28 protein-coding genes are annotated in these 26,214 nt (G+C 54.5%); 13 read left to right on the forward strand and 15 right to left on the reverse strand.

From position 1 onward, the window contains the following. Positions 1-2: 2 nt before the first annotated feature. Entirely contained in the window at positions 3-1,091 is a 1,089-nt protein-coding gene (locus tag MC50_RS21805) for a cellulase family glycosylhydrolase (protein ID WP_047664921.1), read from the reverse strand. Positions 1,092-1,276: 185 nt separating this feature from the next. On the opposite strand from MC50_RS21805, the gene MC50_RS21810 reads away from it, so the two are divergent. Beyond that, on the forward strand, positions 1,277-2,284 hold the full coding sequence (locus MC50_RS21810; protein WP_032696153.1) for a LacI family DNA-binding transcriptional regulator: 1,008 nt from the start codon (positions 1,277-1,279) through the stop codon (positions 2,282-2,284). A gap of 500 nt (positions 2,285-2,784) precedes the next feature. Here MC50_RS21810 and MC50_RS28700 read toward each other — a convergent pair whose 3' ends face one another. The 6 genes from MC50_RS28700 to MC50_RS21835 all read right to left on the reverse strand — a co-directional run bounded on the left by MC50_RS28700 (position 2,785) and on the right by MC50_RS21835 (position 6,424). Next, positions 2,785-2,946 (reverse strand): hypothetical protein, encoded by a 162-nt coding sequence (locus MC50_RS28700; RefSeq protein ID WP_164673314.1) that lies wholly within the window; start codon positions 2,944-2,946, stop codon positions 2,785-2,787. Positions 2,947-3,196: 250 nt separating this feature from the next. Then, a complete protein-coding gene (locus MC50_RS21815) occupies positions 3,197-3,679 on the reverse strand; it encodes a glutathione peroxidase (protein WP_032687621.1) in 483 nt (160 codons plus the stop codon). Between the two features lie 50 nt (positions 3,680-3,729). Continuing rightward, a complete protein-coding gene (locus tag MC50_RS21820; protein WP_032687620.1) occupies positions 3,730-4,062 on the reverse strand; it encodes a cupin domain-containing protein in 333 nt (110 codons plus the stop codon). 181 nt (positions 4,063-4,243) lie between these two features. Continuing rightward, positions 4,244-4,834, reverse strand: coding sequence for a nucleotidyltransferase family protein (locus tag MC50_RS21825; RefSeq protein ID WP_047664922.1), 591 nt, complete (start codon positions 4,832-4,834; stop codon positions 4,244-4,246). A gap of 100 nt (positions 4,835-4,934) precedes the next feature. Further along, positions 4,935-5,579 (reverse strand): TenA family protein, encoded by a 645-nt coding sequence (locus MC50_RS21830; RefSeq protein WP_032696150.1) that lies wholly within the window; start codon positions 5,577-5,579, stop codon positions 4,935-4,937. Then, positions 5,579-6,424, reverse strand: a complete 846-nt coding sequence (locus tag MC50_RS21835; protein ID WP_032696149.1) for a BtpA/SgcQ family protein — start codon at positions 6,422-6,424, stop codon at positions 5,579-5,581. Before MC50_RS21835 ends, MC50_RS21830 begins: the two co-directional genes overlap by 1 nt. A gap of 26 nt (positions 6,425-6,450) precedes the next feature. Between MC50_RS21835 and MC50_RS21840 the strand changes: the two genes are divergently transcribed. Next, positions 6,451-7,323, forward strand: coding sequence for a ribokinase (locus MC50_RS21840; RefSeq protein ID WP_047664923.1), 873 nt, complete (start codon positions 6,451-6,453; stop codon positions 7,321-7,323). 1 nt (position 7,324) lies between these two features. Here MC50_RS21840 and MC50_RS21845 read toward each other — a convergent pair whose 3' ends face one another. Beyond that, a complete protein-coding gene (locus MC50_RS21845; protein ID WP_032687613.1) occupies positions 7,325-8,278 on the reverse strand; it encodes an ABC transporter substrate-binding protein in 954 nt (317 codons plus the stop codon). Positions 8,279-8,622: 344 nt separating this feature from the next. Between MC50_RS21845 and MC50_RS21850 the strand changes: the two genes are divergently transcribed. From MC50_RS21850 to tolA, 7 genes are all read left to right on the forward strand, one after another. After that, a complete protein-coding gene (locus MC50_RS21850) occupies positions 8,623-9,645 on the forward strand; it encodes a LacI family DNA-binding transcriptional regulator (protein WP_032687612.1) in 1,023 nt (340 codons plus the stop codon). Positions 9,646-10,025: 380 nt separating this feature from the next. Continuing rightward, positions 10,026-10,772 carry an ATP-binding cassette domain-containing protein gene (locus MC50_RS21855; protein ID WP_162180094.1) on the forward strand — a complete coding sequence of 249 codons (747 nt, stop codon included), beginning with the start codon at positions 10,026-10,028 and terminating at the stop codon, positions 10,770-10,772. Between the two features lie 18 nt (positions 10,773-10,790). Beyond that, positions 10,791-11,792: an ABC transporter permease gene (locus MC50_RS21860; protein WP_162180093.1), complete on the forward strand. Its 1,002-nt coding sequence runs from the start codon at positions 10,791-10,793 to the stop codon at positions 11,790-11,792. A 7-nt stretch (positions 11,793-11,799) separates the two neighbouring features. Next, complete coding sequence (locus MC50_RS21865; protein ID WP_047664924.1) at positions 11,800-12,879, forward strand: phosphotriesterase family protein; 1,080 nt, start codon at positions 11,800-11,802, stop codon at positions 12,877-12,879. A 13-nt stretch (positions 12,880-12,892) separates the two neighbouring features. Then, a complete protein-coding gene (locus tag MC50_RS21870; protein ID WP_047664925.1) occupies positions 12,893-13,648 on the forward strand; it encodes a glutamine amidotransferase in 756 nt (251 codons plus the stop codon). Next, a complete protein-coding gene (locus tag MC50_RS21875) occupies positions 13,648-14,760 on the forward strand; it encodes a M20 family metallopeptidase (protein WP_047664926.1) in 1,113 nt (370 codons plus the stop codon). Before MC50_RS21870 ends, MC50_RS21875 begins: the two co-directional genes overlap by 1 nt. A 164-nt stretch (positions 14,761-14,924) precedes the next feature. Further along, on the forward strand, positions 14,925-15,353 hold the full coding sequence (tolA, locus tag MC50_RS21880) for a cell envelope integrity protein TolA (protein ID WP_032687606.1): 429 nt from the start codon (positions 14,925-14,927) through the stop codon (positions 15,351-15,353). A gap of 51 nt (positions 15,354-15,404) precedes the next feature. Here the strand turns inward: tolA and MC50_RS21885 are convergent, their stop codons facing one another. The 3 genes from MC50_RS21885 to MC50_RS21895 all read right to left on the reverse strand — a co-directional run bounded on the left by MC50_RS21885 (position 15,405) and on the right by MC50_RS21895 (position 19,111). Continuing rightward, positions 15,405-17,384, reverse strand: a complete 1,980-nt coding sequence (locus tag MC50_RS21885) for a TonB-dependent receptor domain-containing protein (RefSeq protein ID WP_047664927.1) — start codon at positions 17,382-17,384, stop codon at positions 15,405-15,407. A 28-nt stretch (positions 17,385-17,412) separates the two neighbouring features. Beyond that, a complete protein-coding gene (gene yncE, locus MC50_RS21890; protein ID WP_047664928.1) occupies positions 17,413-18,471 on the reverse strand; it encodes a 7-bladed beta-propeller protein YncE in 1,059 nt (352 codons plus the stop codon). A gap of 154 nt (positions 18,472-18,625) precedes the next feature. Next, positions 18,626-19,111, reverse strand: coding sequence for a DUF2938 family protein (locus MC50_RS21895; protein ID WP_047665597.1), 486 nt, complete (start codon positions 19,109-19,111; stop codon positions 18,626-18,628). Positions 19,112-19,188: 77 nt separating this feature from the next. On the opposite strand from MC50_RS21895, the gene MC50_RS21900 reads away from it, so the two are divergent. Beyond that, entirely contained in the window at positions 19,189-19,587 is a 399-nt protein-coding gene (locus MC50_RS21900; protein WP_047665600.1) for a helix-turn-helix domain-containing protein, read from the forward strand. Positions 19,588-19,928: 341 nt separating this feature from the next. Then, positions 19,929-20,531 (forward strand): LysE family translocator, encoded by a 603-nt coding sequence (locus tag MC50_RS21905; RefSeq protein ID WP_032696141.1) that lies wholly within the window; start codon positions 19,929-19,931, stop codon positions 20,529-20,531. Here MC50_RS21905 and MC50_RS21910 read toward each other — a convergent pair. Both MC50_RS21910 and eamA read right to left on the reverse strand, forming a co-directional pair. Further along, positions 20,526-21,419, reverse strand: a complete 894-nt coding sequence (locus tag MC50_RS21910; RefSeq protein WP_047664929.1) for a LysR family transcriptional regulator — start codon at positions 21,417-21,419, stop codon at positions 20,526-20,528. The genes MC50_RS21905 and MC50_RS21910 overlap by 6 nt on opposite strands. 123 nt (positions 21,420-21,542) lie before the next feature. Continuing rightward, positions 21,543-22,442 carry an O-acetylserine/cysteine exporter gene (eamA, locus tag MC50_RS21915; RefSeq protein WP_032696139.1) on the reverse strand — a complete coding sequence of 300 codons (900 nt, stop codon included), beginning with the start codon at positions 22,440-22,442 and terminating at the stop codon, positions 21,543-21,545. Between the two features lie 193 nt (positions 22,443-22,635). Between eamA and ydeE the strand changes: the two genes are divergently transcribed. Beyond that, entirely contained in the window at positions 22,636-23,832 is a 1,197-nt protein-coding gene (ydeE, locus tag MC50_RS21920; RefSeq protein WP_047664930.1) for an efflux MFS transporter YdeE, read from the forward strand. Between the two features lie 117 nt (positions 23,833-23,949). After that, positions 23,950-24,420: a helix-turn-helix domain-containing protein gene (locus tag MC50_RS21925; RefSeq protein ID WP_032687699.1), complete on the forward strand. Its 471-nt coding sequence runs from the start codon at positions 23,950-23,952 to the stop codon at positions 24,418-24,420. Positions 24,421-24,586: 166 nt separating this feature from the next. On the opposite strand, the gene MC50_RS21930 is transcribed toward MC50_RS21925, so the two are convergent. Next, entirely contained in the window at positions 24,587-25,222 is a 636-nt protein-coding gene (locus MC50_RS21930; RefSeq protein ID WP_047664931.1) for a lytic transglycosylase domain-containing protein, read from the reverse strand. A gap of 24 nt (positions 25,223-25,246) precedes the next feature. Beyond that, positions 25,247-26,062 carry a vWA domain-containing protein gene (locus MC50_RS21935; protein ID WP_127913559.1) on the reverse strand — a complete coding sequence of 272 codons (816 nt, stop codon included), beginning with the start codon at positions 26,060-26,062 and terminating at the stop codon, positions 25,247-25,249. Positions 26,063-26,214: the final 152 nt, after the last annotated feature.

Consider the following 26,214-nt stretch of genomic DNA (forward strand, 5'->3'; position numbering starts at 1 on the left):
TATTAGCCCTGAGCTTGCGGGGCGATGTTACGGAGTTTCTTCATTAAGGCCATTTCACCGCGCGAAAACGGGATCCCGTTCTCCTCAAACACATCGTGGAACCAGAGGCGGCAGTAGTCCGCGGACTCCTTCATCACCACCGGCCACGGCAGCCAGGTCTGCGTTTTGCCGCGCACCAGTCCCCACTGATACGGGGCTATCTTCGCCGTGTACATCAGCGGGAGTTGCTCTTCGATGGTGCTGCCCACGTGGCGGGCCAGCCATTCGGTGCAGAAGATTGGCCGCCCAAGCGCCTGCAGCTGCTGGATAATCGCGGTCATGCGCCCGGTATTGGTGTAGGCGTGGAAGCTCACCACGTCTGATAACGCCAGCGCGGTCTGATCCAGCGGATGTTGATAAAACGTCTCGCCCTCCTCTTCCGCCGGTAGACGCCACGCGCAGACGGTAAGCGGCTGCGTCGGATCCTCTTCACGCACCCAGCGGAACGCCAGCTTCATCAGCTCATGCGCGCAGGTTTCCAGCTTCGCGTCGTACTGCACCTCTTGCGTGCCGGTGGCGAATATGCCGCGGTTGCCCGGCTCGTTATACAGATCCCACAGCAGCACGCGCTTGTCGTCGCGGAACTGGCGGACAACGTCACGGATATAGCGCTCAACCTGCGGCCAGCTGTCGGGATCGCACACCTTGTCGCGCCCCGGGCTCGCGGCCGCCTGGCTGTTGTGCTTGCCCGGCACCGGCGGCTTTTGCGGCCCCAGATAGGGCTCATCACCGGAGAAACCGCAGTCGTCCATCAGCGTCAGCATGGTGCTGAATCCGTGGCTGTCGGCAATGGTCAGAAACTTGTCGATACGCGTTATCAGGCCGTCGCGATCGTGTTCCCAGACTATAAACGGCAGGTTGATGCGCAAGGTGTTGTAGCCCGCCGCCGCCGCCCAGCCCAGTTCGCGATCGATGGTGTCGGCATCGAAAGTCTCTTGCTGCCAGATATCGGTCCAGTTCACTGCCGTCGACGGCAGGTAGTTAAACCCGCACAGCCACCCTTTCTGCTGATACCACGCCTGCGCCTGCGCTTTACTCCACTGCTCTTTCATTACGCGTCCTCTTACTGATAATGTTTAGCTAATAAATATTAGTTGCGGGATAAATGCGCAAATCACCACGCTAAGAAAAGCGACAGCCTTCACAAAGTTCACGCTTCGATGAATGAGAAACGTGATCGACAGCGCGTAAGCGAGCAGTTAGGGTATGATGCGGTGACGCCAGAGGGAGAGGACCAATGAAGCGAAAGACAAAAGTCACGATGAACGATATTGCGCGAACGGCGGGCGTGTCGCAGGCGACGGTATCGCTGGTGCTCAACCAGTCCCGTAACATTAAGCTCAGCGACGACACCCGCCAGCGGGTTATCAGCGTGGCGACCGAGCTCGGCTACGATCGCCTGCCCGCCATTCATGCGCCGCGTAACCAGGAAGAAATCGCCCTGCTGGTGAGCTCTCTGCAAAGCTTTGATCCGTTTATCGATGCCATCAGCCAGGCGCGGGAAGCCGCGTGGCGCAACGAAGCGCTGCTGACCGTGTACGACTACGGCGATGACGTAGAGCTGGCGCTGAACATTATCCGCCAGCTGGAGAAGCGCAACTGCATCGGGATTATACTCGCGTCCCCGGTCACCACGCTGGTCGACATGACGGCTTTTCAGGACTGCACCCGCATTCCGCTGGTGCTGCTCAACCAGCGCGACCCCGGCTCACCGCTGCTACCGTCGTTTATTCCGGACGACTACGCCAACGCTTTCCAGGTGACAAAACACCTTATCGCCTGCGGCGCAAAGCGTATCGCCCACATCACCGGGGAGAGCTGGATGGAAGCCTCCCGTCAGCGACTGGCCGGCTACCAGGCCGCGCTGCAGCAGGCCGGTTTTGCATGCGACGACAGCCTGGTGCGCCAGACCAACTGGCAGTTCAGCGAGTCCTTTACCGCCACCACCTCCCTGCTGGCACTGGATGAACGCCCGGACGCCATCTTCTGCGCCAGCGACTGGCTGGCGATCGGTTGCTATCAGGCGCTGGCGGTCAATGGCATTGGTATCCCGCAGGATATGTTGTTGGCGGGCTATGATGACCAGAAGATCTCCGAGCAGCTCACCCCGCCGCTGACCAGTATCCAACTGCCTTACAGCGAACTGGGACGCCTGGCAGTGGAGTACCTGTGTAATCAGGAAGATGCCGCCACGCACGTGACGCTGGCGGGCAGGCTGAAGGTGCGAACATCAAGCCTCGTCTGAGGTGAAGACCATTCTGGCATCGGGCTCGTCGCCGGCGGGGAGCATAAACTTACGGCTATTGACTCTCCGCGCGGGCACCACTGCATCGATGAGCAGCGAATGGCTGTCCTGCGTTTGTAAGCATGTGGTTATGCCACTCATCAGCGGGTTTTACAGGTATTCATTGCTAATCATCAAACGGCCCGACAAAATCTGTTAAGCGCGTGACGCTAAGTCAGATAATTGCACTTCCCCGCTTATTTTTTTAAATATCAGACCTTCAGAAAATAGCGGATGCATTTTAATTCTTGATGAAATTATATTCACTGCAAGGTTCTGTGACGCAGCGACCATGCCTTTTTATGTCGCGTTCGATAAAAGTGGCAACCGAAAGTAGTATGGCTATATTTCCTGTCAACAGCTGAAAACCAGGGAAATATTTAGTCAGTAACGTTGATTAAAAAACCATCCCTCTTCTTAGTGTCTTGATTAAGAAAAGGAATATGAATTTGTTTAAAAAATCAGTATCCTGCAGCCTTGTTAGCGGCTTTTATACGCTTGTTCCTGGCATCTTTTTCTTGTTTGTCATGAGCTTGCATTATCCCGCTTGCCGCATCTACCCAATCATTTGCACTACATCCTGATAATCCCACGCTCAGCATAAGCGCAAAAACATACTTCATATTAGCTCCATCATCTGATTATTGTAGAAATAACGTCCATGTAATACACAAAGTATTCGACGCTTGAGTCGTTACTTTAACAAAAAATTGGTCTCATGAACAAGGCGAGGATTTCAAACCCGCTACGTTATAATAGCCAGAGATGAATTCTGGCTTTATTAATTTAACACGGAGGGGAGAAAATAAAACTGAAGATATGCCATTTTAAATGGCGTAGCTGTCAATTGTTTAGGGCGAATGACCGGAACGCTTAGAGTTCGAGTGCGGCAAGGATTGCGGTTTCCATTTTCTCCGGCGTGGCGATCGGTGCAAAACGCTTGAGCGGTTTGCCGTCGCGCCCAATCAGGAATTTAGTGAAGTTCCACTTGATCCGTCCACCCAAGACACCGGGCAGTTCGTCTTTCAGGAAACGAAACACCGGGTGCGCTGCGGCCCCATTCACCTCCACTTTCTCGAACATCGGAAAGCTTACACCGTAGTTGATGTGACAGGTCTGCGCGATGTCGTCGGCGCCGCCGGGTTCCTGCTTACCGAACTGATTGCAGGGGAAACCAAGCACCACCAGCCCCCGGGCGGCGTACTTCTTGTAGAGCGTTTCCAGGCCTGCGTATTGTGGCGTGAAGCCACAGTGGCTGGCGGTATTCACCACCAGAACCAGCTTGCCCGCGTAGTCGGCCATCGAGATGCGCTCGCCACGCAGACTGTTGGCACTAAATTCATAAAAGGTGGTCATGGCGGAATCCTCAGAGCAGAACCAGTAAGAGATAGTGCCAGTCATTCAGACTATTCGCCACTGTGGCCACCGGAAACGTAGCTTTCTGGTAAATCTATGATCACCAGTGTGCCAAAACTGCCGGTTTCCACCGTATGAGGAATGCCTGCTTTGGCGACATAAAGCTGGCCAGACGTTACGGCGATTTTTTTACCCTGCACGCTCAGTTCCAGACGTCCGTCAATAACCAGTAACCCCTCGTCATACTCATGTACTTCTTCAGTTACCGGGCGCTCATCCATGCGTAAGACTTTGAGGTTCGCGGCCCCCACGCGTCCTAAGATATGAGAGCGCCAGGCCTCCGGTAACGCATGTGCTTCGGTTCTGAGATCATAAAGCGGCATAAGGTCATTCCCTGTGATGTATTCAATACTTATATGCCATATCAGTGCCCCGTCGACATAGAACAAATATGGCAAAAGAAGTTGAAAAAGAGGGTTAACCCCTGCCCGATACGGCGAGTCATTCTGAAGAGCCAGATTCAGTCCATTGACCAAAACACTTTCAGCGCTACCCCGGCGGTGCTCACTTTGCTGTGCTCATCCCCGAGCGGGACGATGCGGGAGGGATAAGCTGCAAGCCCGGATAGCGCTCCAGCCACCTTTTTTCCACGACGCGTTGCCAGAAAATATCCTGCTTATCGCCCTCAAATAATGGCGTTGCCCGAAGACGGAGCGCAAACAGATCGTCGAGCCCATACGGCGCAACGATCTCAATAAGAGTGGAACTGCTTATTCTGACCGCAACGGCCGTCGCCGTCTCAGGCCAGTAGAGGAGAGCATCCGCTGTCGAGCGATAGGGTTCATGATTGTTACGTTGATGCATTCTGGCCTGATTCTTCACTGACCAGTTAAAGAGCGGTGATTGCCGGCTGAGTTTCTCTTCCATAGCGCTATCAAGTACTGAATCGCAGTTTTTCGGCTCGAACCAGACCACATCCACATCACCCGAGAGTGGCCTTGGCCCGTATCCGTGCAGATGATCCCAGACCGCATCTCTAACAAAGCCGGCACCAATCCAGCCATCGTTGAGTCCCAGCGCCTGAACGGCGTGCAGCGCTTTCATTCTTAGCGGGTCGTTTAACAACAGGCCCTGCAATACGTCCTGATATTTCATCATGTCCCTGAAAACGGTAATTGAGGTTGGTCTCTGCCTGATAATAGTATCAACATCCAGGGGGCGCCGCTGCTGGCGCCCCCTGTTATTGACCTCGCGGCTAATCCTCGTACGCTGCGTGATGGAAATCAATTTCCCACTGCAGCACATCGCCATAAAGCGCAGACAGCGCCTGCTTTTCGTTTTCACTCAGCGCCATGGCGCAGCGATCGAGTTCGTTCTTCAGCCAGAGAGCCTGCTGATAAAAGTCGTCCTCCGCGTGCATTTCCACCCAGCGCCTGACGTCAGCATCGCTCTGGCGATGCTCACTCGCCCCCCGGCACCAGGAGTAGTACATCCATTCCGCACCGAACATCATGGTAATGATCTGTTCATAGTTGCCCAACCGGGCTGTCTGCAGCATGCCGTCGCGAAAACGCTGCACGCCTGGCAAATCGTGCGGATAATCCGTGGGAGAGATCCGCCGTTCTGCCAATACCTGTTCAAACCACGAAATCTGGGTGTCTACCAGGGCGTTCAGTACGTTGATTAGCCAGCGCTGTTGCTGAATATTCGGCGCCTTGCTGACCCCGAGGGCGAAAATGGCGATAGCCGTAGCGACAAAGTTGCCCTCAAACACCAGATAGCGATTGAATACGGTTGTCGGCAAACGATCGTGTTCAATATCAACCACAAAACGGTGCCTCTGCATCGTCTGCCAGACCTGCTGATGTTCGCGCAGCAGCCGCTCGCTAAACGCCTCCATTAGGCCTCCTCCAGCGCAGCCTGGGCGATAGACATAAAATGCTTAACCCGGGCCAGCTCAACGTCGTTCCACCAGACGCCATCAACCTTCATGGTGCTGGCCACAATCACCCCCTGAGTTCGTCCGAGGATCTGGCTGACATTGGCTGGCGTCACCCCCGAGCCCACTAACAACGGTAGCTCTGTCGCCGCGCGAATCTCATCAATTTCCGCCATCGTGGCGCTATCGCCGGTACGCTGCCCCGTGGCAATCACCGCGTCGGCCTCGAAAAAGTCCACATCGCGAGTCAGCTCCTGAATCGAACGATCGGCAACGATAGCATGGCTACCGTGCTTAACGTGGCTATCGGCAAAGACGCGAATATGCTCAGCACGCAGCATACTGCGATAGCGCAGCGCCTTAGCCGCCGCCCCTTCAATAAACCCTTCGTTGGCGATATAAGCATTGGCCCACTGATTGACGCGCACGAAATCGGCCCCACCCGCCAGGGCGATAGCCATCGCCGGAATCGCAGCGTTGGCCAATACATTAATTCCCAACGGTACGCCAAAACGCTCGCGAACTTTCTCGGTAATGACCGCCATCAGCGCCGAGGTTTCATGACCGATATCCTCGGGTTTGGAAAAAGGGATATCGCCATGATTTTCAACAATCAGTCCATGAACGCCTCCAGAAATATAATTTTCTGCGTCACGAAGCGCACGCTCAACAATATCACTCACTGATTTCCCTCGATATTTAGGCGCGCCGGGAAAAGGATCGCAATGAATAACACCTATAACAACCTTACTGCGTGAAAAAATAGCTTGTATTGCATTCGTTTTTTCTGCTGAGATAGCAACCATCTTATCCATCCTGTTAAGGGAACACTATGCGTGTTTACGTTACCGGCAATATTACCGTAGATGAAACCTGGTCTGTTTCGGATATACCAAAAAAAGGCACTTCAATTCATGGTGTTAAAATTTCGCAGGATATCGGCGGCAAAGGCGCGAATCAGGCGATTATATTATCCCGCTGCGGAATAGATACGCGATTAATTGCCGCCACGGGAAATGACAGCAACGGAATCTGGATCCGCCAGCGGATAAAAAATGAATCTCTGACGCTACTACCCGACTGCCATTTTAACCTGCATAGCGATACCTCGATTATTTTAAATAGCGCTGATGGTGATAATGCGATCATTACCACTACCGCCGCCGCCGATACATTCCGCCTTGATGATATTATTCCGCACATCGCAGATGCCGCTGCGGGCGATATTCTGTTACAGCAGGGCAATTTCTCCCTGGACAAAACTCGGGCGCTATTCCAGTACGCCAAAACCCACGGTATGACAACGGTATTCAACCCCTCACCCGTCAATCCTGACTTTTGTCATCTGTGGCCGCTTATCGACATCGCGGTGGTCAATGAATCAGAGGCTGAACTGCTTCAGCCTTACGGGGTGAAAACCTTAGTGATTACCCAGGGGGCTGCAGGCGCCTGGCTGGTCCGCGATGGCCAGCGCCAGTTTTGCCCTGCGGCCCCCGCCGAGGCGCGAGATACCACCGGCGCGGGCGATACGTTCCTCGCCGTGATGCTGGCGTCCGCGCTACTGCGCGACGTTGAGCCGGATGACCTGGCGCTGACCCATGCCAGCCGTGCTGCCGCCATTACCGTGAGCCGCCGGGGGACGCTCAGCGCCTTTCCCGATGCCCGGCAACTCGCCGCCCTGTTAGACACGGACGGCGCGCACTGACCTACTTAAACAGCGAGCGGTAGGTATCAACGTTCGCTTTGGTCACCACCGTAGCCGGAACCAGAATGGTTTTCGGCACGGTTTTACCCGAGGTAATGCTGTTCAGCGCCTTGAGGGCTTCGGCCCCCATTTTTTCCGGGTCCTGTTGCAGTACGGCGGTGACGTATCCGCCGTCAATACCGGAAATCGCCTTCGCCGTCAGATCCCAGCCAAAGACTTTAATATCCTTCTGGCGCCCCTGGTTTTCCACGGCGGCAATGGCGCCGAGCAGCGCGGGTTCACCGGTGGCATAGATAGCCGTCAGATCCGGGTTACCGGTGATCAGGTTTTCCGCCGCGGTCATGGCTTTATCCTGCACGTTCTGCCCGTCGACAACGTTAGCGATGGTAATCTTCGGATTGCTTTTCAGCGTCTCTTCGAACCCTTTCTGCCGCTGGTTCTGAATCGCCGAGTTCAGGGCGCCGACAATACCCAGCCGCGCCTGGCCTCCCATCTCTTTTTGCACGTAGTCAACAAAATACTGGCCAATGATTCTGCCGCCTTCGATATTATCAACGCCGACCTGAGCCGCCTGAGGCCCGGCCGGTAATACGGCATCAATCGCAATCACAGGAATGTTAGCGGCAGCGGCTTCTTTTACCGCGGGCATAATTCCGTTAACGTCGATAGCGGCAACCAGAATGCCCTTCACACCTTGTTGAATATAGTTTTCAATCGCGTCGTTTTGCGCGACGGGATTGTCGTTCGAGTTAAAAATAACTAAATCCTTACCGCTGGCTTTTGCTGCATCCTGCGCGCCTTTATTCATCAGATTAAAAAACAGAGCCTGCTGATTGATCTGTACCAGCGCATAAGTCGGAGCGGCGGCACTGGCGGCAGAAATAAAACTCATTGATGCCAGCATCGTTGTTGCTACAGCAATAAAACGCAGTTTTCCGGTGTTAAATAACATCATCAGTATCCTCGTCGGGAATAGTTGATAGCCAGCAGAGTTCCGCGCCGCATGCGAACGCAGAAGGATTATTTTTTTGGCGGGCAAATATCGTCTATAGGGCCAGAACGATCTTCGACCGTTCGGCTGGACCTGCTTAATTTCATTCCGGCAACCGGTCCGTGTCGGTGCGCGACTGGAATGAGTTAAACGGGTTTGGGAATGACTTCCCGGATGATGCGGTAAACTGCCTATACAATTCTCCGCCATTTAAAATTTGTCAAGCATTTATTTCAGGGTATTGTTAGCCGAGAAATTGCTGTATCCAGCGCGCTTAACTATGTTACAGATAGCCGATTCTGGCAGAAATGGCGCAGGAAATGAGTATAAAACGCGTATTATTATCCGACGTGGCAAAGCTGGCGGGCCTGTCGAAGGCTACCCTGTCACGCTATATGAACAACAGTATTGTGCTGCCGCAGGAAACCATCGACCGCATTGAAACGGCAATACGCGAACTGGACTATCGCGGTAATAGCCTCGCACGCCGTCTGAGTAAAGGCGGAAGCGAAACCCTCGGCCTGGTGCTACCCGATATCACCAACCCCTTCTTTGCCGAACTGGCCGATGCCGCCGAAGAAGCCGCCTCTGCCCACGGCTACAGCCTGGTGCTGTGTATCACCCGTAATAACCCGGAAAAAGAGTGTCAGTTTATACGCTGGCTGGATACCTGCCAGGTCGATGGTCTGCTGTTCACCACTAACCGCCCCGATAACGGCCTGCTACGCAAAGAGGTTCAGCGCCACGAACGCATTGTGCTGCTGGATGAGGATATTCCCGGCAGTAAGGTCCCCAAAGTCTTTGCCGATAACGTCCAGGGCGGGCGAATTGCCACCGAAAAGCTGATCGCCGCCGGGCATCGCCATATCGCTTTCGTTGGCGGCCCGGACAAGCTGATGAGCGTTCGCGAACGCTATCAGGGCTTTTGCACCGCGATGGAGCAGGCCGGTCTGAGCTGGCCCGCCGAATGGGTTATGTACGGCGACTACCAGCGCGAGTTCGGCCAACAGGCGCTGCAGTATCTGTTTAGTCAGCCGGTTCGCCCTACTGCCGTCTTCGCCGCCAGCGATTATCTGGTACTTGGCCTGCTCGACGGGCTGCGCGCCAGCGGACTACAGGCGCCGGAGGCGCTGTCGTTAGTCGGCTTCGATGACGCCAGCTATGCCGATTTCACCCAGCCGCGGATTTCAACTATCCGCCAGCCCGCCCGGGAGCTGGGCCGCACCGCGGTGAATATCATGATGCGCTTGCTCAACGACGACAAAGATATCCCGGCGGAAACCCGTCTGCCGGTTGAATGGATTGGCCGCGACTCGATCAAGATTTGTTAAGCGCGTCCCAAAATGGCGCAAAAGCGCCCAGTTTTGGCGCAAAAAACGTTCAACTCACTATCTCTTCACTATAATCAGTAAACCGGTTTACCGGAATGTAATCAAGAAACTCTTTTTATTACATAAGGTTAAGTCACAGGGCTGCTGTGTTGTTCCTGCCCTGGCACGGATGCTGCAATGTTCTTACTGGCGAACAAATATCTTACATAGCGTTTGACCAGACTGTGTTGGTGAGTACTCCACTCCGCAGGTAAACCGGTTTACTAGAATGTAAACCGTGTCGGATGGGGTCTCTCACACAGGATGGCGAACATTTTCCCGGCAATAGCGATGGGAGTTATCAGATGCAGCAGCCACAAACTACCCCGCCAAGGGTGGAGATGATCAATATCACCAAGACCTACGGGTCGATACGTTCATTGCGCGGAGTCAACCTGGAGCTGGCTCCGGGCGAGGTGCTGGGATTAGTGGGCGATAACGGCGCGGGGAAATCGACCCTGACCAAAGTGTTATCTGGCGCGGTGATCCCTTCCAGCGGCACGATTCGTATCGACGGTGAACAGCACCAGTTTACTAATCCGGCCGATTCTCGCCGTTGCCATATCGAGATGGTGTATCAGGATCTGTCGCTATGCGACACGGTCGACGTTGCGGGCAATCTGTTTATGGGTCGCGAGCCGATGAAATCGGTTCTCGGCATCCCCTTTCTCGACGAAGCCAGAATGCACGCCGATGCCCGGGAGATGCTAAAAGGACTGGGAATTTCCATTCCCGATACTCGTCTGCTGGTGCGAAATCTTTCCGGCGGTCAGCGCCAGGCCATTGCCATCGCCCGCGCGGCGGCTTTTGACCCGAAGGTGCTGATCATGGACGAGCCCACCGCCGCGCTGGCCGTCGCGGAAGTCGAAGCGGTTCTGGAGCTTATTCGTCGCGTTTCCGCTCGCGGCGTGAGCGTCATTCTGATTACCCACCGCCTGCAGGACCTGTTCCTGGTCTGTGACCGGATCATGGTGATGTATGAAGGGACCAACGTCGCCGACCGGCGGGTGGCCGACACCAGCCTGAGCGATATCGTTAACCTGATTGTGGGCGAAAAATTCACCGCCCGCTCTGCGGCTGCACATTGAGGTAACAGGATGAGTATCATGAACTTAAGCAGCTCCCGCATGATCCAGCATTCGCTGCCGCGCCGCCTGCTGCATAACCACTCGGGCGTGGTGAGCATCGCGCTGTTTTTTGTCTTCTGTTGCGTGGTGTTTTCACTGATCACCAGCAATTTCCTCACCGGCACCAACTGGCTGAATATCATCCGTCAGAGCGCCCCGCTGCTGATCGTCGCAACCGCAATGACCCTGGTGATTACCACCGGCGGCATTGACCTGTCGGTGGGCTCCACCCTCGCGTTAGTCGGAGCGCTTTCCGCTATCGCCCTCAACAACTGGGGGCTGCCGTGGCCGGTGGTACTACTCGGCGGCCTGCTGCTCGGCGGATTAGTCGGCGCCATTAACGGCTTCTTTATTGCCTATGAAGGCATTCCGGCGTTTATCGTCACCCTCGCCACCCTCGCCGTTGTGCGCGGCATCGCGCTACTGGTCACCCAGGGCTATTCGATTCCGCTTCCCGCTGACAGCCTGTTTACCTTTATAGGGCGCGCCTGGGTCGTGGGGATCCCCATGCCCGCGCTGATTGGCATTATGGTTCTGGTTATCGGGCATATCGTTCTTAACCATATGCGCTTTGGCCGCTACGTCACGGCGATCGGCGCGAATGCCGAAGGCGCGCGACGCAGCGGGATTAACACCAAAGCGGTGACCATGAAGGTCTATATCATCAGCGGAATGGCCGCCGCGCTGGCAGGAATGATTATTACCGCACGCCTCGGCAGCGGCTCCTCCAACCAGGGCGAGGGCTTTGAACTGCAGGTCATCGCCGCCGTGGTGCTCGGCAGTACCAGCCTGTTTGGCGGCTTCGGTACCATTATCGGCACGCTCCTCGGCGCGCTGTCGATTGCGGTGATTCAGAACGGGCTGATCCTGTCGCATATTTCGCCGTTCTACACCCAGATAGCCACCGGCACGATCATCCTGCTGGCAATCTGGCTGAACACCCGCATTCTCAACCCCACGCGCTCGGCGGCAAAAGGATAGATAGCTGATGAAAGGATCAATTTTTCGCCATCCCTCCCCGCTGCCGGTCGGCGTCAGCAGCGGTTACGTCATGACGGTGCTTGGCCCGCTGCCGATTAGCGAGATGGGCGTCGCGCTGATGCATGAGCATATTCTGCTGGACGCTTCCGGCAAATGGGTGCCGCCCTGCTGCTGTAGCGATCGCCATCTCGCCGAAATGCCGGTGAAGATGGAAAACCTTGGCGAACTGGCGCTGAACCCGCTCATGAGCCGCGATAACTGCCAGCTGTTTGACGTCGACGTCGCGATTGAAGAACTGACCAAATATCGTGCGCTTGGCGGGGAAACGGTGGTCGACCCGACCAATATCGGCATTGGCCGCGATCCCAACGCGCTGGCGCGCATCGCGCGTCTGACCGGTCTGAACATTATTATGGGTACCGGCCTCTATCTGGAGCCTTCACACCCCGAATGGGTAAAAACCAGCAGCGTCGAACAGCTGGCCGAACGGCTGATTTACGATCTTGGTGGCGCGGAGGAGAAACCGGAAGTGCTCGCCGGGCTTATCGGCGAAATCGGTATCTCCAGTCGCTTTACGGCGGATGAAGAGAAGTCCCTGCGCGCTGCGGGTCGGGCCAGCGCCGCGACCGGCGTGCCGATTGAGGTCCATCTGCCGGGCTGGGAGAGACTGGGTCACCGGGTGCTGGATATTCTCGAACAGGAAGGCGCCGATCTCCGCCATACGGTGCTGTGTCATATGAATCCAAGCTTTGCCGATAAGCGCTATCAGCGCGAACTGGCGCAGCGCGGAGCGTTTCTCGAATACGACATGATCGGCATGAGCTATTACTACGCCGACGAATCGGCGCAGTCGCCTTCCGACGAGGAGAACGCCCGCGCGATTCGCGAGCTGATTGACGATGGCTATCTCCAGCAGATTTTGCTATCGCAGGATGTGTTCCTGAAAACCATGCTCACCCGCTACGGCGGCCACGGTTACGGCTACATACTCAAGCATTTTGTTCCTCGTCTGCGGCGCCACGGCGTCAGCGGCGAACAGCTTGAAACCTTGATGATTGGCAATCCCCAACGGGTCTTTGGCGGATAAAAGGAAAATCGTAATGCAGAAAAAAATCTTACTGGTCGGGGAATCCTGGACCAGCACTTCAACACACGTTAAAGGCTTCGATCAGTTTGCCACCGCCACCTGGCATACCGGCGCAACGGATTTTCTGGCCGCGCTTGCGGACAGTCATTACGCGATCACCTATATGCCCGCCCACGTGGCGGCGACCGACTTCCCGCTGACTCAGGAAGCGCTGCGGCAGTGGGATGCGATTATTCTCTCGGATATCGGCGCCAATACGCTGCTGCTGCATCCGGATACCTGGCTGAAAAGCCGGCGCACCGCCAACCGGCTGACGCTGATCCATGACTACGTTGCCGCCGGCGGCGCGCTGATGATGATTGGTGGTTATTTCAGCTTCCAGGGAATTAACGGCGGCGCGCGCTATCGCCATACCGCTGTGGAGAAAGTTCTGCCGGTCCGTTGCCTGGCATGGGACGATCGTATTGAAACCCCGGAAGGTTGCTATGCCGAAGTGATCGAATCTCACGCCCTGTTTAACGATATTCCTGGCGAATGGCCGTGGCTGCTGGGTTATAACGAAGTGGAAATGCATCCGCAAGGCAAGCTGCTGGCCACGGTCGCCGGTACCGGTCATCCGCTGCTGGCCGTTCGCGAATATCAACAGGGTCGCTCACTGGTGTGGACCAGCGATATGTCCGCGCACTGGCTGCCGGAAGAGTTTGCCAAATGGTCCGGCTATCGCCAGCTGTGGATCAACTGTCTTGACTGGCTGACGGAACGCGGCTGATGACCACGACTCTTCAACTGGCCCGGCAGCTGCTGGGCTTTAACACCATTAACCCGCCAGGTCGCGAAGCTGACTGCATGCGGTTCTTTGCCGACTGGCTTCAACACCGCGGCTTTGCGGTTTCGCTGTCGTCGTTCGGCGAGGGACGCAGCAATCTGATCGCCTGGCTGCCCGGGACGACAGCCGGTAAACCGTTGGCCTTTACTGGCCATCTGGATACCGTGCCGCTCGGTAATGCGCAGTGGCGGTACGATCCTTTCGGTTCGCAGACGGAGGACGGGCGTCTTTATGGACGCGGCTCCAGCGATATGAAAGCAGCGGTGGCGGCGTTTGCCGTTGCCTGTATTCATCAGCGGGAAACGATTCTCGCCGGCAGCGGCGCGGTATTGCTGATTACCGGAGGGGAAGAAACCGGGTGCGACGGCGCCCGGGCGCTGATCGCCTCCGCGACGTTGCCGGACATCGGGGCGCTGATCGTCGGCGAGCCCACCGCCAATTACCCGGTTATCGGCCACAAAGGCGCCCTCTGGCTACGTTGTGAAACGCGGGGGAAAACCGCCCACGGCGCGATGCCGGAACTGGGGATTAATGCTATCTATCTGGCGGCGGATGCGCTGGGTAAGATTCAACATTTTTCACCCGGCGCGCCGCATCCGCTGATGAAGCAGCCGACTCTTAATGTCGGACGTATCGAAGGCGGGTTAAATATTAATTCCGTGCCGGACCGCACGCGTTTTGATGTCGATATCCGTAGCGCGCCCAATTTACAGCATGCCACCATCCGCCAGCGCTTGACCACGCTGCTTGGCGAGAGCGTCACGGTGTCCACATTGGTGGACTTACCCGCGGTACTGAGCGAAGAGGATCACGCATGGATAAAGCAGGTTTATCAGCGCTGCCAGCCGCTGCACGATCGGCCGCTTGCGCCGCGCGTGGTTCCCTACTTTACCGACGCCTCCCTGCTGCTGCCCGCGCTGGGCAACCCGCCCTGTATTATTCTCGGCCCCGGCGAGCCGTCTCTGGCCCATCAAACCGATGAGTACTGCCTGCTCAGCCGGCTGGAGGAAGCGGAACAGCTGTACGGAGAAATTATCGGCGACTGGATGCGGTAGCCTGCTGGCGTTCACATAAAAAGTGACAGCGTCACACGAAAATCATGCCTGCGGTCAAACCACCGCAGGTATACTCGCTGATTAACGTTTGAATACCATCGCTGAATAGCAGAAGATGTCCACCTGGCACGCGGAATTTATCATCCCAGACAAGGAGGTATGCCATGACCCTGAGACCCAGCCCCGCACTCTTTTGTCTCCTCTCTTTACTCCTTACCGCCTGCTCGGGCACCACTTCTGCGCCGGATAGCGCTGAAGAGGCTCAATTATCTGCAGAAGTGGATAAGATGTTTCGCGATTATCAAATGGGTGCAAATAATTCGCCGCAGGCCAATGTCTCACGCTATCTGATGCAGGTCAGAACGGCTATCTTCGCTAAAATAGATCGGCCGCAGTCGTATCAGGGGCAACAATGCTCCGTGCGCCTCACGCTCCAGCGTGACGGGAAGGTACAGAATCCAACGGTAGCGCATGGCGATCCGGCATTTTGCGCGAAAATTATATCCGCGCTAAAGGAAGCGCAGATTCCGCCAGCGCCTGATGAAGAAACCTATCAGACATTCAACAATGCCGTTGTGGATTTCCGCCCCTGACAGGGCTGTCTACCATCGTTTCGCAGGGGCCATTCGACCCCTGCCTCACATTCAGAACTCCACGCGGCCGCCGAAATTATAGCGCCGCCCTTCCAGCATCGCGGTCTGCCTGTAGGCGGTGGTGTAAACCGGATTGACATCAAACAGATTGTAGATACCGCTCATCAACGTAACCTGTTTATTCAGATGGTAACGGGCGCCTAAATCCACCAGCGCATAGGCATCCGTTGAGCTGGATTTGCCGATATCCGGCGAGTTGCTGCGCCAGCTCGCCTTCGTCCACAGCTCCAGATCGGAAGTGGTATTCCACGTCAGCGAAACGTTGGCCATACTGCTCGGGAAATCATTTAGCGCATAGCCCTTATACTCACCGCTTTTCTGTTCACTGTGGGTATAGGTATAGTTGGCGTTCGCCTTCAGCGCCGCGGTCACCTGCCAGTCGCCGTTCAGCTCCAGACCGTAGATCTCCGCATCTCCGACGTTAATATATTGCGACACGCTATCAGCGGTATAGCCATTGTACTGACACTGCTGGGTGGCAGATGAGGTACAGATGGTATGGTCGCTGATTTTATCTTTAAATTTGGTATGGAAAAGAGTCGCATCCAGCGCCAGCGCGTCATGCTGCCAGTACACGCCCAGTTCGGTGTTGATGCTCTGTTCCGGCTTCAGATCGTCGTTGCCGATGCCAATCTCTGAATAGGGATAAGCACCATAGACGCTGGTAAAACCGGCGTTGTTCTGACGTAAATCCGGTTTTTTATAACCCGCAGAGACGCCCCCCTTCAGCGCCCAGGTTTCGTCGAGGGTCCAGTTACCATACAGCTTAGGCGTGACGTGATAGCCAAAGTAGCTATCATGATCCAGGCGCGCAGAGGTAGTCAGCGTAAAGTCCGGCACTATCATCCATGCGTCTTCCGCAAAAACCGCCCAGCCATGACGGGTAATTTTACTCACCGGGGTGACGCCGGGCGCCTGCTTATCCGCAATACCGAAGGTGTCATTCAGCTCATTGCGCGTGAAGTTAACGCCTAACGTCAGCTTGTGATCGGCCAGAGTAAAGGTGTTCGCGCTATTGGCCTCAAAATTATTCTGCTTAATAAATTGCGAATCCATCCCGGGCACGCGGTACTCCGTGCGGGCCTTCTCGTAGCTGATAAAGTTCTTCACCTCCACCCGATCATCAGCGTACCAGGCATGCTGTGAAAGCGAGGCCGCATCGCGGTCAAAACCCCAGTACCACGCTTTATCGTTATGGGTTTTCTCCTGATTGCCTTTGGCGACGTTCAAATCCCAAAGCTGCGTATCGATTGGCGACAGAGAAATGGTGGCGTCCAGATTCCCGGCCTGATGCTTCACGAAACGCTCTTTGGTTGGGCTGTCATCATCGCGGCGATCAAGATAATCGGCGCCCACGCTGACCCCGAGTTTGCCTGGGATAACAGGCCCCATTAAGAAGGCGTTGGTCTGATTAGTGTTGCCGTATTCACTTTTTTCCTGCAGGAAGTAATTATCCTCCAGCACCCCCGTCCATTTTTCGAGGTTCCAGGCCTTTTTGGTGATGACGTTGACCACGCCGCCAATGGAGTCAGAGCCATACAGTGAGGACATGGGCCCGCGTATGACCTCAACCCGCTCAATGGCAGCCAGCGGCGGCATAAAAGCCGCTTCGCTACCAATGTGATGCCCGTAGGGACGGGATTCGCGGGTAGACTGCTTAATACCGTTCACCATAAACGAGGTATAGGTCGAATCCATACCGCGCATCTGCACATCACCGGTCGCCAGACTGCCGTGACCGTTGCCCACCAGCACGCCCGGCATCTCGCGCAACGCTTCCGCTACATTCTGATTGGAACGGGTATTCAGCGCCTTCTCATCCAGCACCGAGATCGTCGCCGGCGCCTCGCGCCTCTCCTGGCTGAAACCCGTGGCGGTGACTACCATCTGATCTTCGTTTACGGCGGCGCTATCTGCGGCGTATGCCGCCGCAGGCAGATTGACGAAGGCGAGCGCAATCGCCACCTCCATGTGTGTCTTAATCGTCACAAAAAAGTCCTTAGAATTTAGTTAGATCAATCTTGAGAACGTAGTCGGGCTGGTCGCTTTTTTCGTCCTGTTTAACGCTGACATAAAGCGTTTCGGCATCCGCAGAAAGCACCAGACTGTTGGGCATGGCCGCCGTTTTGATCGTGTGTTTGAGATGATGGGTTTTCGCGTCGATGACGCTAAGCGAGCGATCGTTGCGATGGGTAACGTAGATTTCATCGCGCGCGGCGTTATAGAGCACGGCGACCGAATTCGGCGAGGCAATACGATCCACCAGCTTGCCGGAGTCCAGCTGCACCACCAGCACATCGCGGGTATTGGTATCAGCGATATACCCAACTCCTGCGGCGCTGTTCAGGGCGATATTGAGGAAATAATGGTCAGGTTCAGCCGGGTCAACCTTCACGCGGGCAAGGAGCTTCGACGTTTTACCATCGAGGGTAACCAACTCCCCGTTGCCGGTCACCACATAAACTTTGTTACCCGCGTCATCAACGGCAAACCCCACCGGTTCGACATGATTCAGCGTTTCAATAAGCTGCTGCTTGCGCGTATCGACAACCCACAGCCGCCCTTTGTCTTTGCGCCCGATTCCGGATACATACAGACGTTGATTTGGCTTATCCAGCACCACTTCACGGACGTGAGCCTGTTTCTCAGGATCCGAATCATCGCTTAGCTGAATAGTTTTGATCACCTTATTGGTCAGCGTATCCACCAGCGTTAGCGAACCATCCAGGGCATTGCCCAAATACAGGATATGGTTTTCTTCATCCAGAGAAAGCGCAAAGGTGCGCCGTTCGGTGACGATTTTCTGATTAATCTGCAGAGAATCGGCCGCCAGTCGAAACACTATTCCCGTCGTTTTATCTTTATCAAACGAGGGCGCGGAGGCGGCATAGAGCACCTTCTGACGGTTATCATAAGCCAGTTCATAAACGCCGTGACCAAGAGGCTGTGAGCGGAATGCCTGCTCGGTAAAATCCTTAGCCGAGGCAGAGACAACATGCAGGGAAGATGAAATGGCCAGCGCGCAAAGCGTTGCTTTCTTCAGGGATACGATAGACATGTAATTTTTCTTTACAGTAACTTACGGAATGCAAACACTAATGAAAATAAATATCATTTGCAATTGCATTCATCTCCATATTCCCTACCATTTTTTGTGTTGTCATGGAAGCCGCAGCGCTGTACGCGGGTGAAACTGCGCTGACGAAAAGGCGTTATCCCCAGGCGTTGATCATCAGGGCCGCGATATACAGCCCTCCCCCATACGCCAGATGCGTGAGCAGACTGAGCAGACGCGCCAGCCAGGGACGAGGGGTGCGTGATGCCGCGATACCAAAACCAAATGCGGGCTGTAGAATCATCAACGGTGCGAATAAAGTCGACAAACCGGCCAGAATACCAATGTTCAGTGAGGGCTCGCTGAGCCAGACGGTTGCGCTGAGCATAAGCGGTACAAAAGCAAAAATGACCCCGATCAGGTAGTGAAACACCCAGCCGGTGAACATCTCCCCTTGTATTCGCGGCGTTGAGGCAATCGTATGATGCCAGTACTTTCCTCTGGGCAACCATAAAATCCAGCGCCCAACCAGCGCATAGTTTAGCGGCGGTACTTTGAGCAGGTATTTTTGTAAAAGTGACCATAAATCCATCACCAGCGTCGCGCCAATGCCGGTGATGGCCGTTTTAAAGAAAATCATCATATCCAATGTCTGCTCCTCGTGGTTGGAATGCTAAGCTGGCAGCCAGTGTGCAACTTAAAGTGAGGTTTAAGTCAACCATGAAAGAACGGGATATCAGAGAAATCGCTGACCTTTCCGGGGTTAAACCCTCCGCATTGCGGTATTACGAAAAGAAAGGATTAATTCGGCCTGTCGGTCGAAATGGCCTTCGAAGGCAGTACCATGAGAATGTGCTGTATAAACTGCAACTCATTGCGCTGGGACAGGCCGCAGGGTTTTCTCTGGATGACATTGCAGTGATGTTCGGTACCGAGGGTCATCCAGATATTAACCGCGAACTGCTCCACAAACGCTCACGGGAAATCGACGTTACCATTCGCAGACTGCAGTTATTAAGCCGCGGACTGAAGCATGTTGCGCGTTGTACTCAGCCCGAGCATACCCAGTGTGAGGAATTCAAGAGAATTGTTTCGCGAGGACTTCGCCTCGTCAGGTAACGTTTCTCAGCGAAGATCGCCTGGTTTATGCCACCGCCTCTCAGCATACGCGCCGGGTTAGCCACGTCTGCTACGGCACGGGGCTGCCGGTCACCCTGACAAGTTAAAACGTTAATTCATTCAGATCTCCAGCGCGCCGTCGGCTTCAATGCCCGGGCAATCAGCCGGGTTTGCCGTTGATTCTATTCCACTTTGCTGTGAAAAAATCAAACACACCTTTAGAGAAAAGCCACTTACTCTAATGAATATTTATATGTAGCCTGTAGGGAGTTCGGCAAGGTTATTATGCAATAAAAGAACCACCCCATATTTAATAAGTAGTAAACCCTCACGGAGAAAAAATGATTTTAATTTTTACGATGTTCATCTTTTCCCTCACCCTGTCATTGTCACCAGGCCCGGTCAATATGATCATTATATCGTCGGGGGCAGCCCATGGATTTAGAAAAACCTTCCCGTTTGTCTCAGGCGCGACAATCGGATTTACTTTATTGCTTATATTCGTTTGTTTCGGACTCTCCGCCACAATTGCACAGCATCCTTTGTTTTTCAAATATCTCAACGTTGCCGGCGCCGTATTTATCATGTACCTGGGTTATAAAATAGCCTCATCTCGCCCTGATTTGTCATTACAACAAGCAGATACCCCAGGTTTCATTCAGGGGTTTTTAATGCAGTGGTTCAACCCGAAAGCCTGGACGGCCTGCGCATCCGGAGCGGCGTTATTTTCCAACCCGTCCACCAATACGACGGTATCGGTCTTTATCATGATTTATTTTGTCGTCTGCTATCTCTCACTGGCTTCATGGGCGGTTATCGGCGACAGAGTGTCAATGCTGCTCAGGAGCAGGCAACGCATCCGTACTTTTAACCTGTTGATGGGCAGTTTGCTGATCGTTACGGCGGGCTACTTGCTCTGTATGCCACTCCTCAGGCATTCATAATTGATGAGACTCAACGGAGTTATAAATATTATTAATCAGTTTGTAGGCAATACTGCTGGTCGATATATTCGCAGGCCATATGGCATACACCTTTAGAGGTTCCAATGACCAGTCGGGGAGGACTTCCTGTATTTTTTCGCGCTTAACATCATCCTCACTCAGGTAGCGAGGGGGAGCCGCCAGTCCAATTTGTTGCTTTGCAAGAGCATAGGCCGCTTCAACATTATCAACGACAACCGTTGGCGTATACTTTACTAACGCCAGCTCGCCACTTTTGTGCCTGAACTCCCGGTTGTTCTGCCTCATGGTCAGGCCAATCCAGGGCAGATGTTCCAGGTCATCGGGGTGATTGATGGGCTTGTAATGGCTTAACAAGCCCTTTGATGCGACCAGTTGCCGGGGCAGCACAAAAAGATGCCGGGCTTTGAGTGAGCTGTCCGGGAGCTCCCCAATCCGAAACGCAACATCAATACTCTCGCCGATAATATCTTTCCGCGTATCGCTATAAGAAATGTTCAGGTAAACATCCGGATACTCTTTTATAAACACCGCAAGATGGCGCGTAAATGCGCTATTGATAAAAACGGCGGGGACAGAAATATGCAGCTTGTTAGCTGTTGATATAGACCGCTGCTTAAATTCAATAACCCCCTTCTCATACAGCTCGAGCATCGATTTGGCCGTCTCCAGCAAATTGATGCCATCGTGAGTCAGAGAGAGCTTCCGGGTATTTCTATAGAGCAGCGCACTACCAAGATTTTTTTCCAGTTTCGATAGATGCGTGCTCGCCGTTGCGGTTGTCAACCCTAACGCTTCTGCGCCACCTGAGATGGACCCCGCCTCGACAATTTTGGCAAAAACGATCAGGTAACGGATGTCATCAATCATCTACATTCCTTTGGTCACTCATTAACGTTGAGCCTGACCACAGCATGGCCCAAGACCATCCATGGCAAGCAAGCAGTGCGCCGCGATGCAAAACACATCCCTGTCCAGATATAAGAGCTTTTCTTATCTCGGAACCGCGCCCGTCCGCCAGACCCGCAGGCCGAAAACATTGATATACAGCCCGGCCATAATCAGTACGGCGCCCAGCAGCTGCAAGCCGTTCAGCGTTTCGCCGAGCAACAGCGCGGCGCTGGCCATCCCCACTACCGGCACCAGCAACGACAGCGGCGCCACTCGCCAGGTTTCATAGCGCCCGAGCAACGAGCCCCAGATGCCGTAGCCCACAATCGTGGCAATAAACGCCAGATAAAGCAGCGAGAGCACGGTCAGCATATCAATATGAATCAGGCTCGCCGCCATCGTCTGCGGGCCATCGATCGCCCAGGACGCCAGCATAAACGGCAGCACCGGAATCAACGCGCTCCACACCACCAGAGACATAATCTGCGGTTTCTCGGCGCGGGACATGATCTTCTTATTAAAGATATTCCCGCACGCCCAGCTCAACGCCGCTGCCAGAGTCAGCATAAATCCGACGACCGGGACATGCTGGCCGCCGAGGCTGGCTTCCACCAGCACCAGGATGCCAAAAATCGCCAGCGCAATCCCGGCCAGCTGTTTTCCCTGCAGGCGTTCACCGAAGGCAAAGGCGCCAAGAATAATGGTGAAGAACGCCTGAGCCTGCAGCACCAAAGAGGCCAACCCGGCGGGCATCCCAAGACCGATGGCGCAGAATAAAAAGGCGAACTGACCAAAGCTGATGGTCAGGCCATAGCCGAGCAGCAGACGCAGCGGGATTTTAGGACGGGCAACAAACAACAGCGCCGGAAAGGCCACCAGTAAGAAACGCAGTCCCGCCAGCATCAGCGGCGGCATATTGTGGAGTCCGACCTTAATCACCACAAAATTCAGCCCCCACACCACTACCACCAGCAGCGCCAGCAGCCCGTCTTTACGTGTCATACCCTGCCTCTGTTGTTATATGAATTTTTGTGAACAAAATCAAAGTACCCAAAAAAGCGGCCGGCGGATAGATCATTATTTTTAGCAGGGTGTCAAAGCACGTGATGACACCGTGTTGCGCTATACAAGGTCCTGAGAGCATGGTATTTGTGAGCAATACAACATAAAAATAACATTTCATCAGGCAAAGAACATGATACCGACCATCAGGCGCTCCACCATCGCGCTGCTGGCGTCTTCGCTGCTGCTGACTATCGGCCGTGGCGCAACGCTGCCCTTTATGACCATCTTCCTCACCCGCCAGTATCAGCTTGAGGTGGATAAAATTGGCTATGCGCTCTCCATCGCCCTCACCGTCGGCGTCGTCTTTAGTATGGGGTTTGGCATTCTGGCCGATAAGTTTGATAAAAAGCGCTATATGCTGATCGCCGTGCTGGCCTTTATCTGCGGCTTTATCGCGATTCCGCTGGTCAATAGCGTAAACCTGGTGGTGTTTTTCTTTGCCCTGATCAACTGCGCCTATTCCGTTTTCTCCACCGTGCTGAAGGCCTGGTTTGCCGATGTCCTGTCGCCGGAAAAGAAAGCGCGGATCTTCTCGCTCAACTATACCTTCCTGAACATCGGCTGGACCGTCGGCCCGCCCATCGGCACGCTGCTGGTGATGCACAGTATCAACCTGCCATTTTGGCTGGCGGCGGCCTGCGCCGCATTGCCGCTGGTTGGTATTCAGCTCTTCGTTCAGCGCACCTCGGCGGCTATTGCTCAGGATAATGCCACCCAATGGTCGCCTTCCGTGTTACTGCGCGACCGCGCGCTGATGTGGTTTACGCTTTCCGGTCTGCTGGCCTCGTTCGTCGGCGGCTCATTCGCCTCCTGTATTTCACAGTATGTGCTGGTGGTCGCCGATAGCGATTTTGCCGAAAAGGTGGTGGCGGTGGTGCTCCCGGTCAACGCCGCCGTGGTGGTTGCGCTGCAGTACGCCGTCGGCCGCCGCTTAAGCGCCAGCAATATTCGCCCGCTCATGACCTTTGGTACGCTCTGTTTCGTCCTCGGTCTGGGGGGATTTATTCTTTCCGACAGCAGCCTGCTGCTATGGGGGATATCTGCCGCCGTGTTTACGCTTGGCGAGGTCATTTACGCGCCCGGCGAGTATATGCTGATTGATAACATTGCCCCCGCCGGCATGAAGGCGAGCTACTTTTCCGCCCAGTCGCTGGGCTGGCTGGGAGCGGCCTTCAACCCGATGATTACCGGATCTATCCTGACCCATATGCCGCACTGGTCGCTGTTTGTGGTGCTGATGCTGGCTATTATCGTTGCCTGGCTGATGATCTTCCGCGGAATGAAAGTCCGTCCGTGGCAGAATGGCTGTTCGGCCGTCAACGCGTAACCCCAGGCGTCATGCGGCTGTCGGGTTAATGTCGGGCAACTGTCGGCTGCGGATCGTGGTGCCCGACAGTGCCCCGCGCCACACTCCATCTCAGGTTTTCACCCGGAGATAGACATGATGAACAGCAGTAATCAGGTTAAACAACTACGTCTGCAGCGCGCATGGTCCCAGGAGCAGTTGGCAGAACTTGCCGGCCTCAGCGTGCGGACTATCCAGCGTATTGAGAACGGCGATCGCCCAGGGCTGGAAACGCTGAGCGCCCTTGCCGCCGTCTTTGAAGTTAACGTTGCCGATATCACCGGTGACTCCCCGGCGGGCCATGAAGAGTCTCTCGATTTACGTATCGAAGAGGCAAAAGCGCGTGTGCATCAGGAAAGCCGCTTTTTCCGCTCGTTATCGACCGCCGTGGTGGTGTGCGTGTTGCTGGTTTTACTTAACCGGTTTACCGACCCAGGCAACTACTGGTCTGCCTGGGTCGCCGGGATCTGGGGGGCATTGCTGCTGGTGAGAGGTTTGCGATTGTTTGTTTTCGGCGGATGGATCCGCAGCTGGCGTCAGACGCGGTTACAGCGGCTGCTGCGTAAATAGTTTTTTAGCCTGCCGCTATCCCCCGCTTGTGCTGACGCTGAGCGGGGCTACGGTTCCAGCCCTCTGCTAGCACCTGGCCGGATAAGGCGCCGCGCGCCGCCTCCGGGGAGACTTCGTTGCCAGAGCATGACACCGACCAGAATCATCCGCCGCAGGCAAACCCCGGCTAATCACCCCGCAGAGCTTTCACCCCTCGATGGGATGAAGCGCCGGCGACCTTGGATAGCCTGGCTCCGGGCGTCGTTTGCCGGTTTTCTTTTGCGGCGGAGGCTTTCGCCGTTGGTCGGGATTGCCCATCCGGAATCACCGCAATGGGCGCGGCATTGCCAGCTGTCAGCGTCGGTTTTACCGCCATGATCCGGTCTACGTAGCTGGTCTGTGTCTGCCCTTCGGGAAGAAAGCCACGGCGGAAATTGCCGCTGTAGTAGCAGGAAAACGCCGCCAGCTGCGCCTGTTGCGCTGAAAACTTGACCGAAGCGCGGCGCAGGCATTGATTAAAAATACCTGCAGCGGCACGGGCGTTATGACAAGGATCGAAGACGGTTTCATAATCCAGTCCGTATTTGTCGAGGTTATGGCGGTTCACCTGGCCCAGCCCCAGCGAAAAATTCCAGCCCGCCTGTGCCAGATACTGCGCGGTAGCGATAGCCTCTTCCTTATGCCGGGGCTGACGCGCCAGTCGCCCGCCCACCACGCCAATGGCGTAAGGATTAAACGACGACTCCACTTTCATTAAACGCTCCAGTACCTGGGGCGCGATGTCTGGCGCACACTGATTAGCCAAAACAGCCAAATCCAACACTCTGACCTCCTGTCACGCGGGGGGTTATTCCGGCTCATTTTTATTGATAAATTTCACCGAGGATTTTTTCGCAATCCCCGTCAGGACGTTAATAATGTCCTGGTAGTTGGTGGCGAGAAAAACGTTGTCTCCTGCGCAGTAATTGCGCCAGAGATCGAGAGCTGTGGTCGTTTCTGAGCTATTGACCGTGAAAATAAAGAATATATCCGCCAGTTGTGTAGGCGTACCCTCAGGGTAACGCAGCAGCCCCTCTCTAATTCGGTTGCACAAATTATATTGATCAAATAATTTTTTGGTCAAAACACCACCATCAATATCAATGCCATCTGAAATGACAATTATTGCTTTCCTTGGGTTATTCCCTTTAGCGATGACAGGAAGCGCGCGCAGTAGTCCTGAAGTGACATAGGTTGTACCATCGGTGACATTCATCTCTCTGAATTTATCAATTATTTGACGGTCATTAGTTAACTCAATAAGATAAGAAGCTGGTTTAGCTGTCTTGCTCTTCAATGTATTGCTCGCAACAGTTGTACTAATACTACCAAATGTTGAATAGCAGTCAAAATAAAAAGGCCGATTAGCAATAGTATTAACCATATACTTGAAAGTGGTCACGGCCTGATCTGAAAACATAAAGTCATCGGCAACTAAACCGTCAAAATCCATCGTTACAGTATTGAATATTGTACGCTGGGTATAAGCATAATACATGAGTTCATGTGCTGCTGCGCGGCTTTCCTGAAATTCAGTATAGTGATTAAAAAGATTGGCCCGCGTGTCAGCATCACAACTATATTGAGCTCTTCCAACCGTACTACCGTATTGTGGATTTTTCACACACCAGCCTTTATTAACCATTTCATCTATACTAAATCCTGTCGCCGGACTAACGACATCATTGTACCAGCCGTATAATAATGAATCATAGTTATACGACTGGAGAACTTCCGTAGGTGTTGTTGCTGTAGTGTTAAACCTCATTTTGTTAT

It is taken from the genome of Klebsiella planticola (assembly GCF_000783935.2).
GTDB lineage: Bacteria > Pseudomonadota > Gammaproteobacteria > Enterobacterales > Enterobacteriaceae > Klebsiella > Klebsiella planticola.

Bases quoted from the DNA above. Each gene is read 5' to 3' on its own strand.
- MC50_RS21805 (WP_047664921.1), bottom strand. From the start codon at position 1,091: ATGAAAGAGCAGTGGAGTAAAGCGCAGGCGCAGGCGTGGTATCAGCAG.
- MC50_RS21810 (WP_032696153.1), top strand. From the start codon at position 1,277: ATGAAGCGAAAGACAAAAGTCACGATGAACGATATTGCGCGAACGGCG.
- MC50_RS28700 (WP_164673314.1), bottom strand. From the start codon at position 2,946: ATGAAGTATGTTTTTGCGCTTATGCTGAGCGTGGGATTATCAGGATGT.
- MC50_RS21815 (WP_032687621.1), bottom strand. From the start codon at position 3,679: ATGACCACCTTTTATGAATTTAGTGCCAACAGTCTGCGTGGCGAGCGC.
- MC50_RS21820 (WP_032687620.1), bottom strand. From the start codon at position 4,062: ATGCCGCTTTATGATCTCAGAACCGAAGCACATGCGTTACCGGAGGCC.
- MC50_RS21825 (WP_047664922.1), bottom strand. From the start codon at position 4,834: ATGAAATATCAGGACGTATTGCAGGGCCTGTTGTTAAACGACCCGCTA.
- MC50_RS21830 (WP_032696150.1), bottom strand. From the start codon at position 5,579: ATGGAGGCGTTTAGCGAGCGGCTGCTGCGCGAACATCAGCAGGTCTGG.
- MC50_RS21835 (WP_032696149.1), bottom strand. From the start codon at position 6,424: ATGGTTGCTATCTCAGCAGAAAAAACGAATGCAATACAAGCTATTTTT.
- MC50_RS21840 (WP_047664923.1), top strand. From the start codon at position 6,451: ATGCGTGTTTACGTTACCGGCAATATTACCGTAGATGAAACCTGGTCT.
- MC50_RS21845 (WP_032687613.1), bottom strand. From the start codon at position 8,278: ATGATGTTATTTAACACCGGAAAACTGCGTTTTATTGCTGTAGCAACA.
- MC50_RS21850 (WP_032687612.1), top strand. From the start codon at position 8,623: ATGGCGCAGGAAATGAGTATAAAACGCGTATTATTATCCGACGTGGCA.
- MC50_RS21855 (WP_162180094.1), top strand. From the start codon at position 10,026: ATGATCAATATCACCAAGACCTACGGGTCGATACGTTCATTGCGCGGA.
- MC50_RS21860 (WP_162180093.1), top strand. From the start codon at position 10,791: ATGAACTTAAGCAGCTCCCGCATGATCCAGCATTCGCTGCCGCGCCGC.
- MC50_RS21865 (WP_047664924.1), top strand. From the start codon at position 11,800: ATGAAAGGATCAATTTTTCGCCATCCCTCCCCGCTGCCGGTCGGCGTC.
- MC50_RS21870 (WP_047664925.1), top strand. From the start codon at position 12,893: ATGCAGAAAAAAATCTTACTGGTCGGGGAATCCTGGACCAGCACTTCA.
- MC50_RS21875 (WP_047664926.1), top strand. From the start codon at position 13,648: ATGACCACGACTCTTCAACTGGCCCGGCAGCTGCTGGGCTTTAACACC.
- tolA (WP_032687606.1), top strand. From the start codon at position 14,925: ATGACCCTGAGACCCAGCCCCGCACTCTTTTGTCTCCTCTCTTTACTC.
- MC50_RS21885 (WP_047664927.1), bottom strand. From the start codon at position 17,384: ATGGAGGTGGCGATTGCGCTCGCCTTCGTCAATCTGCCTGCGGCGGCA.
- yncE (WP_047664928.1), bottom strand. From the start codon at position 18,471: ATGTCTATCGTATCCCTGAAGAAAGCAACGCTTTGCGCGCTGGCCATT.
- MC50_RS21895 (WP_047665597.1), bottom strand. From the start codon at position 19,111: ATGATGATTTTCTTTAAAACGGCCATCACCGGCATTGGCGCGACGCTG.
- MC50_RS21900 (WP_047665600.1), top strand. From the start codon at position 19,189: ATGAAAGAACGGGATATCAGAGAAATCGCTGACCTTTCCGGGGTTAAA.
- MC50_RS21905 (WP_032696141.1), top strand. From the start codon at position 19,929: ATGATTTTAATTTTTACGATGTTCATCTTTTCCCTCACCCTGTCATTG.
- MC50_RS21910 (WP_047664929.1), bottom strand. From the start codon at position 21,419: ATGATTGATGACATCCGTTACCTGATCGTTTTTGCCAAAATTGTCGAG.
- eamA (WP_032696139.1), bottom strand. From the start codon at position 22,442: ATGACACGTAAAGACGGGCTGCTGGCGCTGCTGGTGGTAGTGGTGTGG.
- ydeE (WP_047664930.1), top strand. From the start codon at position 22,636: ATGATACCGACCATCAGGCGCTCCACCATCGCGCTGCTGGCGTCTTCG.
- MC50_RS21925 (WP_032687699.1), top strand. From the start codon at position 23,950: ATGAACAGCAGTAATCAGGTTAAACAACTACGTCTGCAGCGCGCATGG.